We start from the raw sequence: 17,073 nt of genomic DNA on the forward strand, positions 1-17,073 counted from the left end.
GTTTGGCGGTGTTTTAGCTAATAGGGTAGGTGATTCCTTCTTCACTCAATATGACTGAAGGAAAGTGTTCTTTGGCCTGTTCCAATAAAGGAGTAAGGTCTAGGTATCGTGTAGAATAATGCCCTAACATCAGTTGATTTACGGAGGCTAATTTGGCGATTTTTCCCGCTTGCGCTGCCGTACTATGAAATGTATCAGCAGCTCTTACGGTCTCATCCTCTCCAAAAGTAGACTCATGATACAATAAACTCACCTCTTCAATGTATTGTTTGATGCTGGTATCATAGATAGTATCTGAGCAATAAGCGTAAGAGCGTGCTTTTTTTACCGGATGTGTGTATTCCTCTACTAAAAACTTCTTTCCACTCTCCTCATCTATATAATCTTTTCCCTCCCGTAGGGAATTGATTGCAGCAACAGGAAGTTTATTTTCTTGGAGTTTTTCTTTGATGAGGTTACGGTATGCGATTTTTTCCTCTATTCTAAAGCCCGTACAAGGTAATCGGTGCTTTAAGGGAAAACTAAATACCCGGAAATTTTTCTCTTCTAAAATGAGTTGTTGATTTTCGGGATCTGTCTGAACAAACCTCAGGGGGAAATTGAGTTTCGAGTTGCTATGCTTCAGTTGGACGGTAATTATTTCATCCAAGCCAGCGGGGCCAAAGATGGTTAAAAGTCTTGAGCGCTTATTCAGGTGAAAACTGGAGATCAAACCCATTAAACCTAGGTAATGATCTCCATGAAGGTGTGAAATGAATATAAAATCAATTTTGGAAAACTTTAGCTTAAATCTCCTAAGCTGGATCTGGGTAGCTTCTCCACAATCCAACAACAAGCTGCTATTTCCAATCGTAACCAATTGGGCTGATTGATTCCTACCATGGGCTGGAATAGCAGAATTACTTCCCAGAATTGTTACTTCAAACTCCAAAATCAGTCTTCCTCTTCTTCGCTATCAACAGAATCAATGGTATGCATGAATACTGCTTCAGCAGCTTCTTCCAAAGTATTTACAATAGTAAATACTTTATCAAGCATGGAAATTTTTATCAATTTCATGACGTGGTCCTGAGGATTCAGCACTATGAAGATACCGCCATTTCTATTGAATTCACGGTTTCCTACCAACAATGCCGAAAGACCGCTGGAATCTGCATACTTTACATGGCTCATATCAATTACAAGCTTATCATAACCTTCTGCATGTACGGTCAATAATTCTGACTTCAATTTTGGAGATAGTAGCGTATCTAACTTTTCTTCCATAGGTGTAAACACCACGTACTGTTCTTTTTTATCTACAGTGTATTTCATACAATGTTTATGGTTGGTTTAATTTTGTTAAATATTCATTAACTGCTTTTTCGATGTCTTCAGACAAATGATGGCTAGTATTTTTGTTAAAGTGATCACCCGTGATTTTTTCGAAAAGCTCAATATACCTATCAGAAATCTCTTCTACAAATTCCTGTGGAATTTCAGGAATACGTTGACCTTCTTTTCCTTGGAATTCATTGGCTATCAACCATTGTCTAACAAACTCTTTGGACAACTGTTTTTGTGCTTCTCCCTGTTTTTGTCGTTCTTCATACCCCTCTGCATAGAAATAACGGGAAGAATCAGGCGTATGTATTTCGTCGATCAATAAAATCTCATCCCTAAATTTTCCAAACTCATACTTGGTATCTACGAGAATCAAGCCCATTTCTTTGGCCATTTCAGTACCTCTTTGAAAGAGGGCATAGGTGTATTTTTCCAGAATGGCATAATCTTCAGGACTTACAATGCCTTTTTTGAGAATTTCTTCTCTCGAAATATCTTCATCATGTCCTTCAGATGCCTTAGTCGTAGGTGTAATGATGGGATGGGGAAGTGGATCATTTTCTTTTAAACCTTCCGGAAGATTTACGCCGCAAATAGTCCGTTTACCTGCTTTGTATTCTCTTGCGGCATGTCCTGCTAAATATCCCCGGATCACCATTTCAACTTTGAAGGGCTCACATTTTTTACCAATAGTTACTTGTGGATGCGGTACATCCAACACCCAATTAGGAACAATATCAGCTGTTGCAGCTAAAAATTTAGCTGCTATTTGGTTTAAAACCTGTCCTTTATAGGGAATTGGTTTTGGTAGCACCACGTCAAATGCAGAGATTCTGTCACTTGCGATCACCACAAGTAATTCCGGGAAATGATAAACATCCCGGACCTTTCCTTTGTAAAAACCTGTTTGACCGGGAAATTGAAAGGCTGTTTCTTTAATTGCTTGATTCATGATTGGATGAGTTCTTACAAAAGTAAGAAAAGTATTGATTTAATTTTCGATGTCTTTACTCCCCAATAATCTTCCATCTTTAAAATATCGCTCCATTAGCAGTACTCCAGATTCATCAAAGATTTGTTGCGTACCATTGAGTCTTCCTCTTCTATAGGGCCATGTTTCTTTGACCTGTCCACTTTGGTAATACAGGGTGGAAATACCATCTTCTAAACCATTGATAAAGAAAACATCTCTCGCTAGTTCTCCTGTAGGAAAGTATTCCAAAAGTTCGGCGATTTGACCAAATTTATTGTAAGTACTTTTTTCTTTTAGATTCCCATGTTCGTCGTATGCGAGAATACTTCCTTTTGGACGTCCTTTGCTGTAACTGGCTGTTTCTGCTATTACTCCATTAGGGTGGTAAGTGACAAAGTTACCTGTAGGGTCTCCATTTTTATATTTTCCTTTTCTAAAGAGTTGCCCAGTCTCAAAAAAGCTTTCCATAGGGCCATGCTGATAACCATTTTTGTAGAAAAATCGAGATTTTAACTTTCCACTTGGATAAAAACTGCTTTGTTCTCCGTTGAGAATCCCGTTTTTATAAGTCGAAAAAGACAAAAGTGTTCCATCAGAGTAAAACTCCTCTTTTTTACCGTCAATAAGTCCGTTTTTAAAGAATGTTTTTTTTAGTAAAACTCCCATTGAATCGTATTCATAGGTAAATCCATCGGGTCTATTTTGTCTGAAGGTAGCCTTTCTCATCAAGGTTCCATCCTCGTAATAGGTCTCAACCTCGCCTTCAATTTCATTGGATATATAGTTGACTTTCTGGGAAATATTGCCATTCTCAAAGTAAGAAATGGATGGTCCTTGTCTGAGGTTGTTTACAAAATTGGTAGTACGAAGAGTATCTGATGTACCCGGATAGAAGTCTACGAAAAGTCCCTCTTTTTGTCCCTTGATAAGCGTACCTGTGACAGCAAGACCACCGTCTTCATAATAAAGACGGTAGTCTCCCTCTGCTACATCATTGATAGTAGTATATACCTCTTTCAATTTCATTTGCTGTTCATCGTAGTAAGTCCTTACCTGCTTTTGGGCATGCACCTTACTTACTATCAATAGAAAAAATACTAAAGCAAAGAATCTCAAGGGTATAGTGTTTATATGTTCAGGTTTACTTAAACTTTCTCTATGACGATTGCTGATGCACCACCACCGCCATTGCAGATACCTGCCACACCAATCTTACCATCTTTTTGATGTAAAACGGAGTTTAGTGTTGCTATAATCCTGGCACCAGAAGCACCAAGTGGGTGTCCTAGAGACACTGCACCGCCATATACATTCAGACGATCGCCATCCAAGTTCAATTCTTTTTGGTTGGCCAAAGCAACTGCGGAGAAAGCCTCATTGATTTCATAGTAATCCACATCTGCCTCTGTAATCCCAGCATTTTTAATAGCTTTAGGAATTGCTAAAGCTGGGGCAGTAGTAAACCATAATGGATCTTGTGCGGCGTCAGCAAAGCCTCTGATTTTGGCAATAGGTGTCAAACCAAGCTCTTCTACTTTTTCTTTGGAAGCCAAAATCAATGCAGAGGCACCATCATTCATGGTAGAAGCATTAGCAGCAGTCACAGTTCCATCTTTTTCAAATACCGGACGAAGACCTGGGATTTTGTCAAACATCACATTTTTGTATTCCTCATCCTCATCGATGATGATAGTCTCACCTTTTCTGCCTTTGAGTTCTACCGGAACCACTTCATCTTTAAATGCACCTGATTTCCATGCGTCAGCTGCACGAGTATAAGATTGAATAGCATAAGCATCCTGATCTTCACGGCTGATATTCATTTCACGGGCAGTGTTGTCTGCACAATTACCCATTGGGAACTTGTAATATGCCTCAAACAAGCCATCTTTCACAAGACCATCTACAAATTCTGCATTTCCATATTTATAACCAAAACGTGCTTTAGGAACATAATAAGGTACATTGGACATGGACTCCATACCACCAGCTACCACTAAATCATTTTGACCGGTCATGATGGACTGTGCAGCAAACATCACCGCTTTCATACCAGAAGAACATACTTTATTAATTGTTGTACATGGTACATTGTAGCCAATGCCAGCACCGATGGCAGCTTGACGCGCCGGAGCTTGCCCAAGATTAGCAGAAATTACATTTCCCATCATTACTTCCTGCACTTCTTTAGGATCAACTCCTGCCTTTTCTAACGCACCTTTAATAGCAAAACTTCCAAGTTCTACGGCTGTCAAGCCACTTAATTTACCACCAAAGCTTCCTAAAGGAGTTCTTACAGCGGATACAATAAATACTTCTTTCATTGGGTTTATATTTATGTGTTTGTTGAATATTGATTACCACTCTGGCAAACCTCGATTCGGTCGCTGAGTAGCTTTCTTTCGGTTTTGTTGGATAAAGCGTAGTTCTGCTGCATTCATTGCTTCCAAAATCTGAGCAGCTTGTTCAGGAGTAAGATTCATTTCCTGTAATCGCTCGCGCATTTTTTCCATCGCTTTTTCGCGATCACTTAGATCACTTTCCATGTCAGATGCTTCGTCAGAATCACGCTCTTCCTGAGACTTATCTCCTGATTTATCATCTTTCTTTTCGGATTCAGAGGCATTATCTTCCTCACTTTTTTCATCGCCTTCTCCATCCTTGCTGTCATCAGAGTCCTTTTGTTGATCTTGGTTATCCTGATTTTGATCCTCATCTTGGTTTTCCTGATCTTCGCCCTCCGAGTCATCTTGATTTTCTTGGTCAGGGTTTTCCTGCAGCCATCGACTCAATAATTCATAATTGTAGCGGGCTTCCTCATTTCTTGGATCCTTGATTAAAGAAAACTTAAATGATTCCAATGCCTCTTGATATTTTTTCTGGGAAGTCTGAATAACCCCCACCTGATTACTGGCAAATGAGGCAATGGTTTTATTAGCATCACTAAAAAGGCTAGAATAGGTGCGCTGTGCTTCTTCCAACTGATTGTTGTAATGATAACTTAGCGCCAAATTAAAGGTAAGATTGGCTTCATTAATCTTGAATTCTGAGCTCAATCGAAGGTGTTTTTCTACAGAACTTTCGTAAGCTGCTGATGCGTAGGCATTGCTTGCATCTCGGATAGCCGTGTTTTTTCTACCAATCTCTGTCCAAGAGCTGGGGAAAATCAGTAGGATAAGCCAGAACAAACGAATTGATAGCATAGCTTATAGTTTTATAGTTCTTAGTGGTAAAATCATATCCATAATTGCCAATCCCAAGGCTGCCAGTAAAAAGTAGAAGAACTTATTTGCCGAAGCTTCTACCATCCTAGAGCCTGTCAAGGTTCCTTCCTGTCTTTCTATAGCAGTAATTAAATCAGGGATTTCCTGTGATTCATCACTCAATTCGAAATACTCTCCATTTGTTTGATTAGCAATCAGTTTAAGGTTATTGCTTTCTAACCGTGTGATGGCAGGTTGATTTGTCGAGGGATCGATAATTACGGAATTTCCGCGTGGTATGGTACTTCCTTGCGAAGTTCCTACCCCTAAGCTGAAAACCTTTATACCCTCATTGGACATTTTAGAGGTGGTTTCTTTAAAATTGTCCGCAAAATCTTCTCCATCAGAAATAAGAATGACCGATTTCGACTTCATTTCCAAACTTTCATCTTCTGAAAACTTTGTCAATGCCATGGCTAAAGGAGCGTTCAGGTCGGTTCCCTGATTAGGTACCAATCCTGTATTGAGTCCATCAATATGTAATTGTAAGACATTTTGATCGAAGGTCAACGGGCATTGGATAAATGCTTCGGATGAGAAAATAATCAATCCTATACGGTCTCCTGAAAAGGTTCTTACCAGGTTTTTTAATTCAAATTTTGTTCGCTGCAATCTGCTAGGACCAATATCTGTTGCATTCATAGATTGGGAGAGGTCAATTGCGATGAATATATCTTTCCCTTCTTCCTTGATTTCTTTCATAGAAGTGCCTATGGAAGGACCTGCCATAGCTATCAAAAACAAAACAAAGTAACTGCTCCGTAAAAGCATCTTCATCAATATTCGATGCTTACTGACCTCTAGTTTTTTGTTGATCTTATAAAACCTGTAAAGATAACCTATGTAAAGCAGCCCAAAACCTATGGCAAGCCAAGTGTATAACGTAATATCCGGATATGCCCAAATCATGGCCTGAAATTACTAATAATCGGACAAAAGAAAAGTAATTGAAGTTTAATCATAGAATTTTTAACAGTTAACGGAAAATATGCGTTATTGAAATGAATTTCATTAGAACTATTTGTTTTGTCACGACTGATTCTCCTTTTCTTGCTTTTAACTCCTGCTGTTTTACGAGCACAAGAAACCAAAGTTTTGGAAGGTTATGTATTCGAACTTCCATCGGAGGCCTCGCTTCCGGGGGCTAATATTTATTGGAAATCCAATCCCCAAAGTGGAGTAGTTTCTGATATCAATGGTAAGTTCAGTATTCCCATAATTCCCCTTCCAGCTACATTAATTGTGTCTTTCGTAGGTTTTGAGCCAGCGAGCAGACAAATTACGACAAAGGATGTTGACAACTCCGTGCGTTTTTTTTTGAGAGCAGAAGAGTTATCACTAGAAGAGATCATTGTAAGGGAGCGAGCTCCTGATCAGAACATTCGGGGATTGGAGATGGGTAAGTCTATTGTCCCCATAGAAACGATAAAAAACATACCTGCATTGTTTGGTGAGGTTGATTTATTGAGAAGTTTACAGCTATTGCCAGGCGTGCAGACAGCAGGAGAAGGAACGACAGGTTTATTTGTTCGAGGAGGTTCAGCAGATCAAAACTTAGTTCAATTAGATGGAGCACCCATCTATAATCCATCTCATTTTTTTGGCTTTTTCTCGGTTTTTAATCCTGATGCCTTATCCGGGGTTGACTTTTACAAAGGGAATATACCGGCAAATTTGGGAGGCCGGATATCATCTGTCATTGATATAGGACTGAAAGAAGGAAATTATCAAAAGATTAAGGGAGAGGGTGGAATTGGGACCATCAGTTCCAGATTGACAGTAGATGGACCTTTGTATTCAGATAAATCCTCCTTCGTGGTTTCAGGTAGAAGAACATACGCAGATTTATTTTTAAGACTTTCCAGTGATGAAAATATTCGAAATAACTCGCTTTACTTTTACGACCTGAGTGGAAAATTCACTTTCAAACTTAGTGATAAAGACAAATTATCCATATCAAGTTATTTCGGTAGAGACTTTTTGGGAATCTCTGAGCAATTTGGTTTTGGATGGGACAACTGGATTACATCAATCACTTGGAATAGAGCCATCCGGGATGATTTCTTCTTGGATGTCAATGGTTATCACAGTTATTACAAATATTTGGTCACATTCGAAGATCCTGATTCGGGTTTTCTTTGGGATAACATACTTGAAGAAACTGGCTTGAAAGCTACTTGGACTTGGTTACCTGATCAAGAATCCAGTTTGGTTTGGGGTTTTCATTCTCAGCTGTATCGCTTTGCACCAATTTCTTTGAGGCCGGAACCAGGTTCTGTTATTGAACCAATTGCTACGAATCCCCGAAATGGACTGCAAAACAACTTCTTTGTCTCATATTCGAGAGAGCTTACTGATCGTATTTCCTTAGAAGCTGGTCTTCGTGCCAACACCTATAATCAAGTAGGTAGGGGTGTAAAGTATATCTATGAGAATGATTTACCGGCTCCAGAATCTCAAATATTAGATACCTTAAGTTTTGGTGCTTTTGAAAATATGAAATTTTTCTCAGGTTTAGAGCCTCGAGTGGCTTTTAGGTATTTGATAGACCCTATGACTTCTTTAAAAGCTTCCTATAATAGAACCAATCAATACATTCAAGTAGCTAGTAATTCCTCCGCTGGTTTACCTTTGGACAGATGGATTCCAGCTGGATTTTACATTCCTCCGATTATCGGGGATCAGTTTTCATTGGGAATCTTCAAGAACTTTCAAAACAATACTTGGGAGTTGTCCTTAGAAGGCTATTATAAAAACTTTCAAAATATCATTGATCTAAGGCAGGGAGCTTCTATCATTTTCACAGATAATGTTGAAACCGAAATTCTAGCCGGAAGGGGCTATGCATATGGGGCAGAGTTTTTATTGAGAAAAAACGTAGGAAAGACTACCGGATGGTTGTCGTATACGTATTCTAGAACTTGGAGAGTGATTGATGGCATTAGCGAAAACCTGCCTTTCAATCCACGATTTGATCGGCCTCATGATTTAGCTTTGGTGGCAAATCATCAGTTTGATAAGCGTTGGTCGGCAGCGTTAACATTTATTTATACAACAGGTCAGGCCGTTACATTCCCAATTGGTACTTACATGGTGGATAATCAGCGCTTGCCTTTATATGGGCCTTTAAGAAATGAAGACAGGTTTCCAGATTATCATCGTATGGATGCTTCGGTGACCTATAAAAATAGAGATCAGGGGAGAAAATGGAGAGGTAGTTGGAATTTGAGTATTTATAATTTGTACGGTAGGAAAAATCCTTTCTCTTATCAGTTCACAGAAATCCTGAATGAGGACATACGATTTGATCCAAGTACAGGCCCCGTTACCTCTAGAAGACCTGGAGTAGTGATGACCTATCTCTTTACATTCTTGCCAGCTTTGACCTATAATTTTGAATTTTAATATGAAAAGACTGATTTGGATATTAATAGCACTCAGTATGCTTTCCTGTCAAGAGGAAGTCTTTTTAGATCTCCAAACAACCGAGCCAATACCGGTTATTGAGGCTATATGGACTAATAATTCGCAAATGAATTTTGTTCAATTATCCCGTTCTCGAGACTTTTTTGATGCAGAGCCCAATGATTTCATTAAAGATGCGCAGGTATTTATCCGTAATAAACGTACGAATGGTCGCCTGAATTTTAGGTTTTCAGAGCAGTTGGGATTGTATTTACCTGTCAACAATTTTGTTGGCTCAATCAATGAAAGCTACGAGTTGAATGTACGGATCGGAGAAAATGAATATCAGGCGGAGGGAACTATCTTACCTCCCCCTATACTCGATAGTATCCGGGTTGAGTTTAAAGATCAGCGATTTTTTCGTCGTGAAGGTTATTATTTGACGTTGTTCGGAGATATTCCATTTACAGAGGATAATAATTACAGAATTCGGATTATCCGAAATGATACATTGCTAAATAGCAGAACAGACTATCTATTGTTTGATGATACCTTTGGTACCAATATACTGAACCAAGGATTTGAGCTGAATGTGCCATTTCGCGCCAATGATCGGGTGCGTTTAGAGTTATTTCGTTTGAATCAGGATGCGTTTGATTATATGAATCAATTGGTAAGCTTACTTTTCAATGATGGTGGGTTATTTTCACCCCCTCCTCAAAACCCGATTTCGAATATCAGACAAGTGAAAGGTTCGGGGATGTTTGCAGGATATTTTAAAGCAAGTCCTGTGCTGGTTGAGACAGTACTTATAGCTCCTACTGAACAGGTAGGAGATGAATAGACATTTTATTTGACTACCTTTGCGCCATGTTGAATTATGATGAGAAAGGTAAAATAGTCATTACCTGTAAAGATCGTTTCTCCTCCTATTTGGAAGAAGAAGTAATATCCTTGGGTTTTAAACCCGTACGTGTAGAACGTACCTATGTGGAGATTTTTGGTTCATTAAATGATTGCATTGATTTAAATCTTCATTTAAGAACCGCCAGTCATGTCTTGTATGAAATTAAGTCTTTCTATTTACATAAGGCAGATGATATCTATAGAAGGGTAAAAGCTCTTCCATGGGAAGATTATTTGGAACCTGACACCTATTTTTCAGTCATTTCTACGGTGGATAACCCAACAGTAACCAACCCTCTTTTTGTCAATGTACGAGTGAAAGATGCGATTGTGGACCGTTTTCGGGAGAAATTTAATAGAAGACCTGATTCAGGATCAGACTTGGATGGAGCGGTTTTACAATTGTTTTGGAAAGACACACAAGCTACCCTATATGTCAATACTTCTGGAGAAACCCTAGCCAAGCATGGTTACAGAAAAATTCCAGGACATGCACCTATGTTGGAAGCCTTGGCATCAGCGACGATTTTGGCTTCTGGCTGGGATATGATGTCTCCATTTGTAAACCCTATGTGTGGTTCAGGAACTTTGGCTATTGAGGCTGCGATGATGGCTACCGGAAGATATCCTGGTTTGCATCGAGATCACTACAGTTTTATGTACTTTAAAGGTTACGACGAAACTGTATATCAGAAGATTAAAGCAAAAATGGAGCAGAAGGTGTTCCGAGTACCTAATTTGAAAATCATAGCTTCTGATATTTCTGAACAGGCGGTTTTATTTGCCAGAGAAAATGCAGCAACTGCCGGAGTTGAGGATTTAATTGATTTTCAGGTCTGCGACTTTAGGGATACACTCGTGCCGGAAACAGGAGAAGGAGCGGTATTTTTCAATCCTGAGTATGGAGAACGACTAGGGGAAGAAGGCGACCTGGGTGAAATTTACAAGGCTATGGGAGATTTCATGAAACAGAAATGTCCGGGATATACGGGGTTGATTTTTACCGGAAATATGGCCTTGGCCAAAAGGGTAGGGCTGCGTACCTCACAAAGAATTGAGTTTTACAATGGTACAATTGATTGCAGGCTTTTGAAGTACGAGTTGTTTAAAGGTAAAAAATCTGATTAATCTTTAAATTTTATTCCGTAAATATAGGCTTTATAGAAATAATCAATTTGGATGGGGTCTATTAAATGCAGCGGCTGTTGTTCAATAAAGAAGTTTGTTTAAAAAAGGCCCAATTGATCAGATTGGGCCTTTTTTGATTTCATAAATTTGTTGAGCTCTAAAAACAAGTTTCAGCTTACAGCAATTCTATCACTTTTTCTATACGTTGCTGTAAGTCTTTGATAGCATTGGAGTAACGCATATCCCATTCTTCTAATCTCTCGGATGATTTGAGTTCAATTTCATATTGGATACCGGGCAAAATCCAGGATGCATAGCCACTGAAAGGATCATTGGCGGCATATAGGGAACGATACCAACTACCAAAATACATGCCCTTTGGATCAATAAAGGCCTTCTCTAAGGCAAGCATGGCTTGGTTGATGCGTTGTGCTTTTTTCTTATCCAATTTATTGGAGGCCAAAGCAGCAGCAAGTTGCTCGTCTAATAATTCCGCAGCAGTTTTCATAGAAGCTATTGCAGCGCGGGATTGTTCAAACCCTAAAAATGTTGGATTGAAGTTTTTCACCCCTCTTTCTGAGGATGTAAAATGTCCATCCAAATCTTTGGCATATCGGGATACCTGATAAGGAATGATATTTGCATTTGCCAAGCGTAAACTCATAATTCCAACCAACTGCTCAACCGTGCCTCCCATTTTAAAGGTTGGATCGGCGAATTTTTCATAGAAGTGAAGATTATCATAGTTGGTGTGATACAAGGTAGGGCCTGATGCTCCTCCATTGATGGATGGAACACCTACATGCATATAAAAAGCAATATGGTCCGAGCCACCCCCTAAATTTCCAATACTGGGTTCATCTCTTCTACCTGCCCATACTTCATACACAGTTTTAGCTGAGTCAGGGAAGCTAACTGCTTTGGCAGCATCCATAATCACTTTTTTCAAGGTAGGAGAGGAAGATGCTCCAAAATTTCTTCCAGATACAGCGGCATCCAAATTGATATAGGCAACTGCCTTCGCTTTAAGGTCATCTCTAAATTGCTCTACCCATTCTGTCGAACCTATGACTCCATGTTCCTCAGCATCCCAATGAGCAATCATGATGGAGCGGGATGGCTTGTAACCTTCAGCAACCATTTTACCTAAGGTTTCACTCAAAGAAAGTAACATGGCTGTGCCTGAATTAGGATCAGTGGACCCAAAACTCCATGCATCGTAATGACAACCTAAAATTACCCACTCATCAGGGAACTCGCTCCCCTTAACTGTTCCAATCACATTGTTTGCACGGACAAAGCCTTTATCCTGATGTACTTTCAATCGAACTCGAAGCTCAGGGCCACCTTCCAAACGATAAGTGTATGGAAGTCCACCTTGCCAGCCTGCCGGAACTGGATTGCCTGTCATGCGTCCGATGATTTCTTTGGCAGAACCATAAGAGATAGGTGTCACAGGAATGGTATGCAAACCAACCTCCTCAGGCTTCAAACGATTGACTTTAGTTTTGCTGTCTAAAGGCAAAGCCGGTTCAAATGGCGTCAAGGCATCACCGGTCCAGTCAACTGTGAGGAGCGACCCTCGCTGAATGGAGCTTTCATTGTAGAAAATACCATCTGGGTAGACCAGGCCTCTCATGTAACCTGAGTCTCCAGGATCAGTGAAAATAATCAAACCAGCAGCTCCATTTTGTTCTGCAAATTTGGCTTTGAATCCACGGAAATTTCCTCCATACCTAGCCAAAACAATTTTACCTTTTACGTCTATACCTAATTCTTTGAGACGCTCAAAATCAGCCTTTGTTCCATAGTTGGCATACACAACTTCAGCGGTAATATCCCCATTGCCAGTAAAAGCATTCCAACCTTTCCATAAATCTTTATGCCCTGAGTAGGGATCCTCTGCCAAAATGTTTTCTTGTTGATTCAATGGCATCCGTATTGGAGTAACCAATTCAATCAAGGATTCACCCGGGCCAATTGGTAAGTAGACATCGTAAGGATAAACCTTGACGTCCAAGCCAGCTTTTTTCATGATTTCCACCATGTAGTCTTTGACCTTTTCATTGGCAACAGTACCAGCGGGATGGGGATCGGAAGTGATTTTTTCTAAGTGCTTGCGAAAAGAGGAAAAGTCAACGGTTTGTTGGAATTTACTCTCAATCAGCTGTTGCCTTTCCAAAGTGGAATCCTGAAATCCATCCAGTTTTTGACCATCTGCAGTGTTGTAGATCAAAAATCCAGCAAGTAGTAATGCGTAAAGTTGTTTCTTCATAGGGATATTTGCATTTATAAGATTTTATCCAAGGAGGATCGTAGCAAAGATACTTTTATTGGGGACTGAAAAGAGAAAAATTTTGTAAAGGTTGTTAAGAGTGGTATAAAAGTACAGGATGAGGGATGAAAGATTCGATAAGTGTTTTGAGAGATTAAAATAAAAAAAGCCAGTCGAGACTGGCTTTTTGTCGGGGTGGCAGGATTCGAACCTACGACCTCCACATCCCAAATGTGGCGCGATACCGGGCTACGCTACACCCCGATTTGTTAGAAAAGCATTCATAATGCTCTAACGAGTTGCAAATGTAGACAATTGAATTTGTATTCAAAGAATAAATTGAAAAAATCAGTTAAAAACACAAAAGTTTATCGGTGTGCAGCATGATTCAAGCAATTTCTTTTTTTCATAATTACCATTCTTAAATTGTACTATTCTACCCAAGGTTCTGAAGCGTACTTCAAAAAGTAAAATTTTGTTTTGAGTAATAGTCATACGGCATCAAAATGTGAGTAGTATAATGAAGGATTGTTTGATTTTATATGGTCACCCGAGTAGTTTTGATTAAATTTAGATGATTACCTCAAAATCCAATCAAAAAAAAAGATCGTAAATAGTTGAGTTCTCAAAGTAGACATGACTTCCGCTTTTTGATTCCTTCAAAATAACCAAAGATGATCGATACCCTCGTAGAAAGAAATAATATTAAGATCATTGGTAATGGTAATGTTCCAATGATTTTTTTACACGGCTATGGATGTGACCAGCAAATGTGGAGATTTGTATATCCTGCATTTGAGGATCATTACAAAATCATTCTAATGGACCACGTGGGCTCTGGGAAATCAAATGTAGAAGCGTATGATTTTAATAAATATAGTTCCCTGAATGGTTATGCAAATGATTTATTAGAAATAATAGACGCCTTTCAGCTGCAAGAAACGATTATTGTTGCGCATTCGGGAAGTGCAATGATTGCTCTTTTAGCGGCAGCAGAGCGCCCTAGTCATTTTTCGAAGTTGGTTCTTTTAGGTCCTTCACCCTGCTACATCAACAAACCTTCTTATGATGGGGGTTTTTCTCAAGATGATATTGATGAATTGGTAAGTACCTTAGAAAGCAATTATTTGGGATGGTCTAGTTTCATAACTCCTGTAATTATTGGAGATGACAATCAAAAGGAATATTCGGAAGAACTTAAAAACAGTTTTTGTTCAATGAATCCTGCTATTGCAAAGCATTTTGCTAAAGTAACATTCCTAAGTGATAACCGTGGAGATCTAAAAAGGGTTAAAACACCTGCTTTGATTATTCAGACCAATCCAGATGTGATAGCTCCAGTCCAAGTGGGGCAGTATGTTCACCAAAACGTGCTAGGCAGTACCTATATAGAGCTTCAAACAATAGGACATTGTCCACATCTGACAGCTCCAAATGAAGTTATTTCAGCGATCAATCAATATTTAAATTTTTGATTTCATGATAGCTAAACCAATTATAGAAGATGCAGAAGAATTATACCAATACGCACCCAATGGTTATTTGTCAGTGCGTATGGATGGTTTGGTTGTAAACATTAATGAAACCTTACTAGATTGGATAGGTTATACTAGAGATGAGGTTGTGTTTGTTAAAATAATTTATGATTTTTTTGGGATGGGGGATAAGATTTATCTTGATACCCATGTTTTACCTTTATTACAATTACAAAATTTTGTCAATGAAATCAATTTGACCTTAAAAACTAAGTCAGGTGGTCATTTTCCAGCTCTAATTAATGGAAAGAAGGTTACATACACTGGTCATCATCTACCAGTGGTTAGGTTTTCTGTTATCAAAATAGAAGAACGAAAAACCTATGAAAAGGAGCTGTTAGAGGCTAGAAAATATGCCGAAAATCTAGTTGTTAGACTACAACAAGTGAATGAGGAACTTGAAAAATTTGCTGCTTCAGCTGCTCATGATCTTAAAGCCCCTTTAAATTATATTTTAAGTTGCATCGAGATTCTCGAGCTTAAAGGTGTCGCTCAGCAGGATGATGAAACCAAGCAATTCTTTCATTTAATGAAATCAAGTGCATGGTCAATGAAATCGATGATTACTGATCTCTTGGACTACACCAAACTAGAAAAAGATAAAGGTGAATTTGAACAAGTTTCATTGAACGGCATCTGTGAAGAGCTGTTAGTGACCTTCGATTCTTTGATTAATGAACATGATGCTAGCATATCCATTCAGTCTTTGCCTGAGATAATTGGTGACTCTATACTTTTGAAAAAATTATTTCAAAATCTCATTGAAAATGCGCTGAAGTATAGATCTGAGGATAGACCAATGATAGCTATTTATTATGAAGAAACACCTGAGCTATACACACTTTTTGTCAAGGATAATGGTATAGGTTTTGATATGATTTATGCATCAGAAGTTTTTGATTTTATGAAACGATTAAATACGAATAAATCCATTGAAGGTACAGGTATAGGCTTAGCCAGCTGTAAGCGAATAGTCGAAATCCATGGAGGAGAGATTGGAGTTCTTTCTGAGCCCGGGAAAGGGAGTACATTTTTCTTTACTTTACCTAAGAAACATTCGAATAATAACTTATGGGGGTAAAAAATCTTGAGAAGAGAACCATTAATCCGCTTAACAGACTTTTTTACCGAACGACTATATGTCTTCTAACAATCTTGTTTTGCGCATGCGCTGAGGAGGAAAAGCCAACTCCTCCAAGAGAAATGTATTTCCCTCCGATCAATTCCATGCAGTGGGACATTTCTACATTTAATGAATTGGGGTGGAATACACAAGAGTTTGAAAATTTTAAAACTTATCTCGAAAGCATGAATACGAGGGCTTTTATTGTTTTAAAGGATGGAAGAATTGCGATAGAGGAATATTTTGGTCGAACGATTATAGGTAACCAACCATTTGGAAGAACTTCGCAGTGGTATTGGGCTTCTGCTGGAAAAACTCTAACCGCTACATTGGTTGGGATAGCTCAGCAAGAAGGGAAATTGAGTATAGATGATGCCAGTTCGGATTATTTGGGATTATCTTGGACCAATTTATCACCTCAAAAGGAACGACTCATTCAAGTCAAGCATCAATTGAGTATGACTACAGGTCTTGACTACTTAGGTGTTGATTTAGATTGCACTTTGCCTTCTTGTCTACGCTATCGGACCGATGCTGGTCAGCAATGGTTTTATCATAATGCCCCTTATACACTTTTGGAAAAAGTGGTTGAAAATGCCACTGGAATCAACTACAATACCTATACGCGTCAAAAAATTGGAGCTAAAATTGGCATGGGAGGACAATGGATTTCTCAGGAATTCAATAATGTTTATTGGAGTACCGCTAGGGATATGGCTAGATTTGGATTATTGATATTAAATCGGGGTAGGTGGGAGAATAATGAGGTGATTTCAGATCAAAACTATTTCAATCAAATGGTCAGCAGTTCCCAAACCTTAAATCCAGCTTATGGATATTTATGGTGGCTAAATGGAAAAGAATCCATCATACCTCCCGGAATATCTAATTCATTAAACTTACCCCTAGCATCCAATGCACCTGCAGATCTGATTGCAGGTATGGGGAAAAATGGACAATTTGTTGAAGTAGTACCAAGCATGAACTTAGTAGTGGTTCGGATGGGTGAAGCTCCCGATAATGCACTGGTGCCGATCGCTTTCCATAATGAGATGTGGGAACGATTGATGAGAGTAATTCAATAGCAGCTGTTAAACATTCAGGCTCAGCATGTAGAATAGACACGATTTTGTATATTGAGA

General features: G+C 38.9%; 14 protein-coding genes and 1 tRNA gene. 6 read left to right on the forward strand and 9 right to left on the reverse strand.

The genetic code is table 11. The features are described from left to right. Positions 1-13: 13 nt before the first annotated feature. Genes ACXIUD_RS16115 through ACXIUD_RS16145 form a run of 7 tightly spaced genes read right to left on the reverse strand, consistent with a single transcriptional unit; the run spans position 14 to position 6,468 of the window. Entirely contained in the window at positions 14-931 is a 918-nt protein-coding gene (locus ACXIUD_RS16115; protein WP_458053670.1) for a ribonuclease Z, read from the reverse strand. Between the two features lie 2 nt (positions 932-933). Continuing rightward, positions 934-1,314: an STAS domain-containing protein gene (locus ACXIUD_RS16120; RefSeq protein WP_458053671.1), complete on the reverse strand. Its 381-nt coding sequence runs from the start codon at positions 1,312-1,314 to the stop codon at positions 934-936. Positions 1,315-1,321: 7 nt separating this feature from the next. Then, entirely contained in the window at positions 1,322-2,275 is a 954-nt protein-coding gene (locus tag ACXIUD_RS16125) for a phosphoribosylaminoimidazolesuccinocarboxamide synthase (protein ID WP_458053672.1), read from the reverse strand. 39 nt (positions 2,276-2,314) lie between these two features. Further along, on the reverse strand, positions 2,315-3,412 hold the full coding sequence (locus ACXIUD_RS16130; protein ID WP_458053673.1) for a toxin-antitoxin system YwqK family antitoxin: 1,098 nt from the start codon (positions 3,410-3,412) through the stop codon (positions 2,315-2,317). Between the two features lie 29 nt (positions 3,413-3,441). Continuing rightward, a complete protein-coding gene (locus ACXIUD_RS16135; RefSeq protein ID WP_458053674.1) occupies positions 3,442-4,620 on the reverse strand; it encodes an acetyl-CoA C-acyltransferase in 1,179 nt (392 codons plus the stop codon). 33 nt (positions 4,621-4,653) lie between these two features. Next, on the reverse strand, positions 4,654-5,499 hold the full coding sequence (locus ACXIUD_RS16140; protein WP_458053675.1) for a hypothetical protein: 846 nt from the start codon (positions 5,497-5,499) through the stop codon (positions 4,654-4,656). A gap of 3 nt (positions 5,500-5,502) precedes the next feature. Further along, on the reverse strand, positions 5,503-6,468 hold the full coding sequence (locus ACXIUD_RS16145; RefSeq protein WP_458053676.1) for a VWA domain-containing protein: 966 nt from the start codon (positions 6,466-6,468) through the stop codon (positions 5,503-5,505). A 117-nt stretch (positions 6,469-6,585) separates the two neighbouring features. On the opposite strand from ACXIUD_RS16145, the gene ACXIUD_RS16150 reads away from it, so the two are divergent. The 3 genes from ACXIUD_RS16150 to ACXIUD_RS16160 are packed head-to-tail and all read left to right on the forward strand — an operon-like array spanning position 6,586 to position 10,998. Beyond that, a complete protein-coding gene (locus tag ACXIUD_RS16150; RefSeq protein WP_458053677.1) occupies positions 6,586-8,964 on the forward strand; it encodes a TonB-dependent receptor in 2,379 nt (792 codons plus the stop codon). Between the two features lies 1 nt (position 8,965). Then, entirely contained in the window at positions 8,966-9,808 is an 843-nt protein-coding gene (locus ACXIUD_RS16155) for a DUF4249 family protein (protein ID WP_458053678.1), read from the forward strand. 26 nt (positions 9,809-9,834) lie between these two features. Continuing rightward, positions 9,835-10,998 (forward strand): THUMP domain-containing class I SAM-dependent RNA methyltransferase, encoded by a 1,164-nt coding sequence (locus ACXIUD_RS16160; protein ID WP_458053679.1) that lies wholly within the window; start codon positions 9,835-9,837, stop codon positions 10,996-10,998. A 175-nt stretch (positions 10,999-11,173) separates the two neighbouring features. On the opposite strand, the gene ACXIUD_RS16165 is transcribed toward ACXIUD_RS16160, so the two are convergent. Together ACXIUD_RS16165 and ACXIUD_RS16170 are read right to left on the reverse strand one after the other, a co-directional pair. Continuing rightward, on the reverse strand, positions 11,174-13,273 hold the full coding sequence (locus ACXIUD_RS16165) for a M28 family metallopeptidase (protein WP_458053680.1): 2,100 nt from the start codon (positions 13,271-13,273) through the stop codon (positions 11,174-11,176). A 190-nt stretch (positions 13,274-13,463) separates the two neighbouring features. After that, a tRNA-Pro gene (locus ACXIUD_RS16170) sits at positions 13,464-13,537 on the reverse strand. A gap of 410 nt (positions 13,538-13,947) precedes the next feature. Here ACXIUD_RS16170 and ACXIUD_RS16175 point away from each other — a divergent pair. The 3 genes from ACXIUD_RS16175 to ACXIUD_RS16185 all read left to right on the forward strand — a co-directional run bounded on the left by ACXIUD_RS16175 (position 13,948) and on the right by ACXIUD_RS16185 (position 17,016). Then, complete coding sequence (locus tag ACXIUD_RS16175; protein ID WP_458053681.1) at positions 13,948-14,748, forward strand: alpha/beta fold hydrolase; 801 nt, start codon at positions 13,948-13,950, stop codon at positions 14,746-14,748. A 4-nt stretch (positions 14,749-14,752) separates the two neighbouring features. Then, positions 14,753-15,889, forward strand: a complete 1,137-nt coding sequence (locus tag ACXIUD_RS16180; RefSeq protein ID WP_458053682.1) for a sensor histidine kinase — start codon at positions 14,753-14,755, stop codon at positions 15,887-15,889. Positions 15,890-15,963: 74 nt separating this feature from the next. Continuing rightward, entirely contained in the window at positions 15,964-17,016 is a 1,053-nt protein-coding gene (locus ACXIUD_RS16185; protein WP_458053683.1) for a serine hydrolase domain-containing protein, read from the forward strand. The last annotated feature ends 57 nt before the right edge of the window (positions 17,017-17,073 follow it).

The sequence above is a fragment of the Mongoliitalea sp. genome (assembly GCF_054166905.1).

What these genes read in the sequence shown, in the direction of transcription:
- ACXIUD_RS16120 (WP_458053671.1), bottom strand. Translation starts at nt 1,314, where the DNA reads ATGAAATACACTGTAGATAAAAAAGAACAGTACGTGGTGTTTACACCT.
- ACXIUD_RS16125 (WP_458053672.1), bottom strand. Translation starts at nt 2,275, where the DNA reads ATGAATCAAGCAATTAAAGAAACAGCCTTTCAATTTCCCGGTCAAACA.
- ACXIUD_RS16135 (WP_458053674.1), bottom strand. Translation starts at nt 4,620, where the DNA reads ATGAAAGAAGTATTTATTGTATCCGCTGTAAGAACTCCTTTAGGAAGC.
- ACXIUD_RS16140 (WP_458053675.1), bottom strand. Translation starts at nt 5,499, where the DNA reads ATGCTATCAATTCGTTTGTTCTGGCTTATCCTACTGATTTTCCCCAGC.
- ACXIUD_RS16145 (WP_458053676.1), bottom strand. Translation starts at nt 6,468, where the DNA reads ATGATTTGGGCATATCCGGATATTACGTTATACACTTGGCTTGCCATA.
- ACXIUD_RS16155 (WP_458053678.1), top strand. Translation starts at nt 8,966, where the DNA reads ATGAAAAGACTGATTTGGATATTAATAGCACTCAGTATGCTTTCCTGT.
- ACXIUD_RS16160 (WP_458053679.1), top strand. Translation starts at nt 9,835, where the DNA reads ATGTTGAATTATGATGAGAAAGGTAAAATAGTCATTACCTGTAAAGAT.
- ACXIUD_RS16165 (WP_458053680.1), bottom strand. Translation starts at nt 13,273, where the DNA reads ATGAAGAAACAACTTTACGCATTACTACTTGCTGGATTTTTGATCTAC.
- ACXIUD_RS16175 (WP_458053681.1), top strand. Translation starts at nt 13,948, where the DNA reads ATGATCGATACCCTCGTAGAAAGAAATAATATTAAGATCATTGGTAAT.
- ACXIUD_RS16180 (WP_458053682.1), top strand. Translation starts at nt 14,753, where the DNA reads ATGATAGCTAAACCAATTATAGAAGATGCAGAAGAATTATACCAATAC.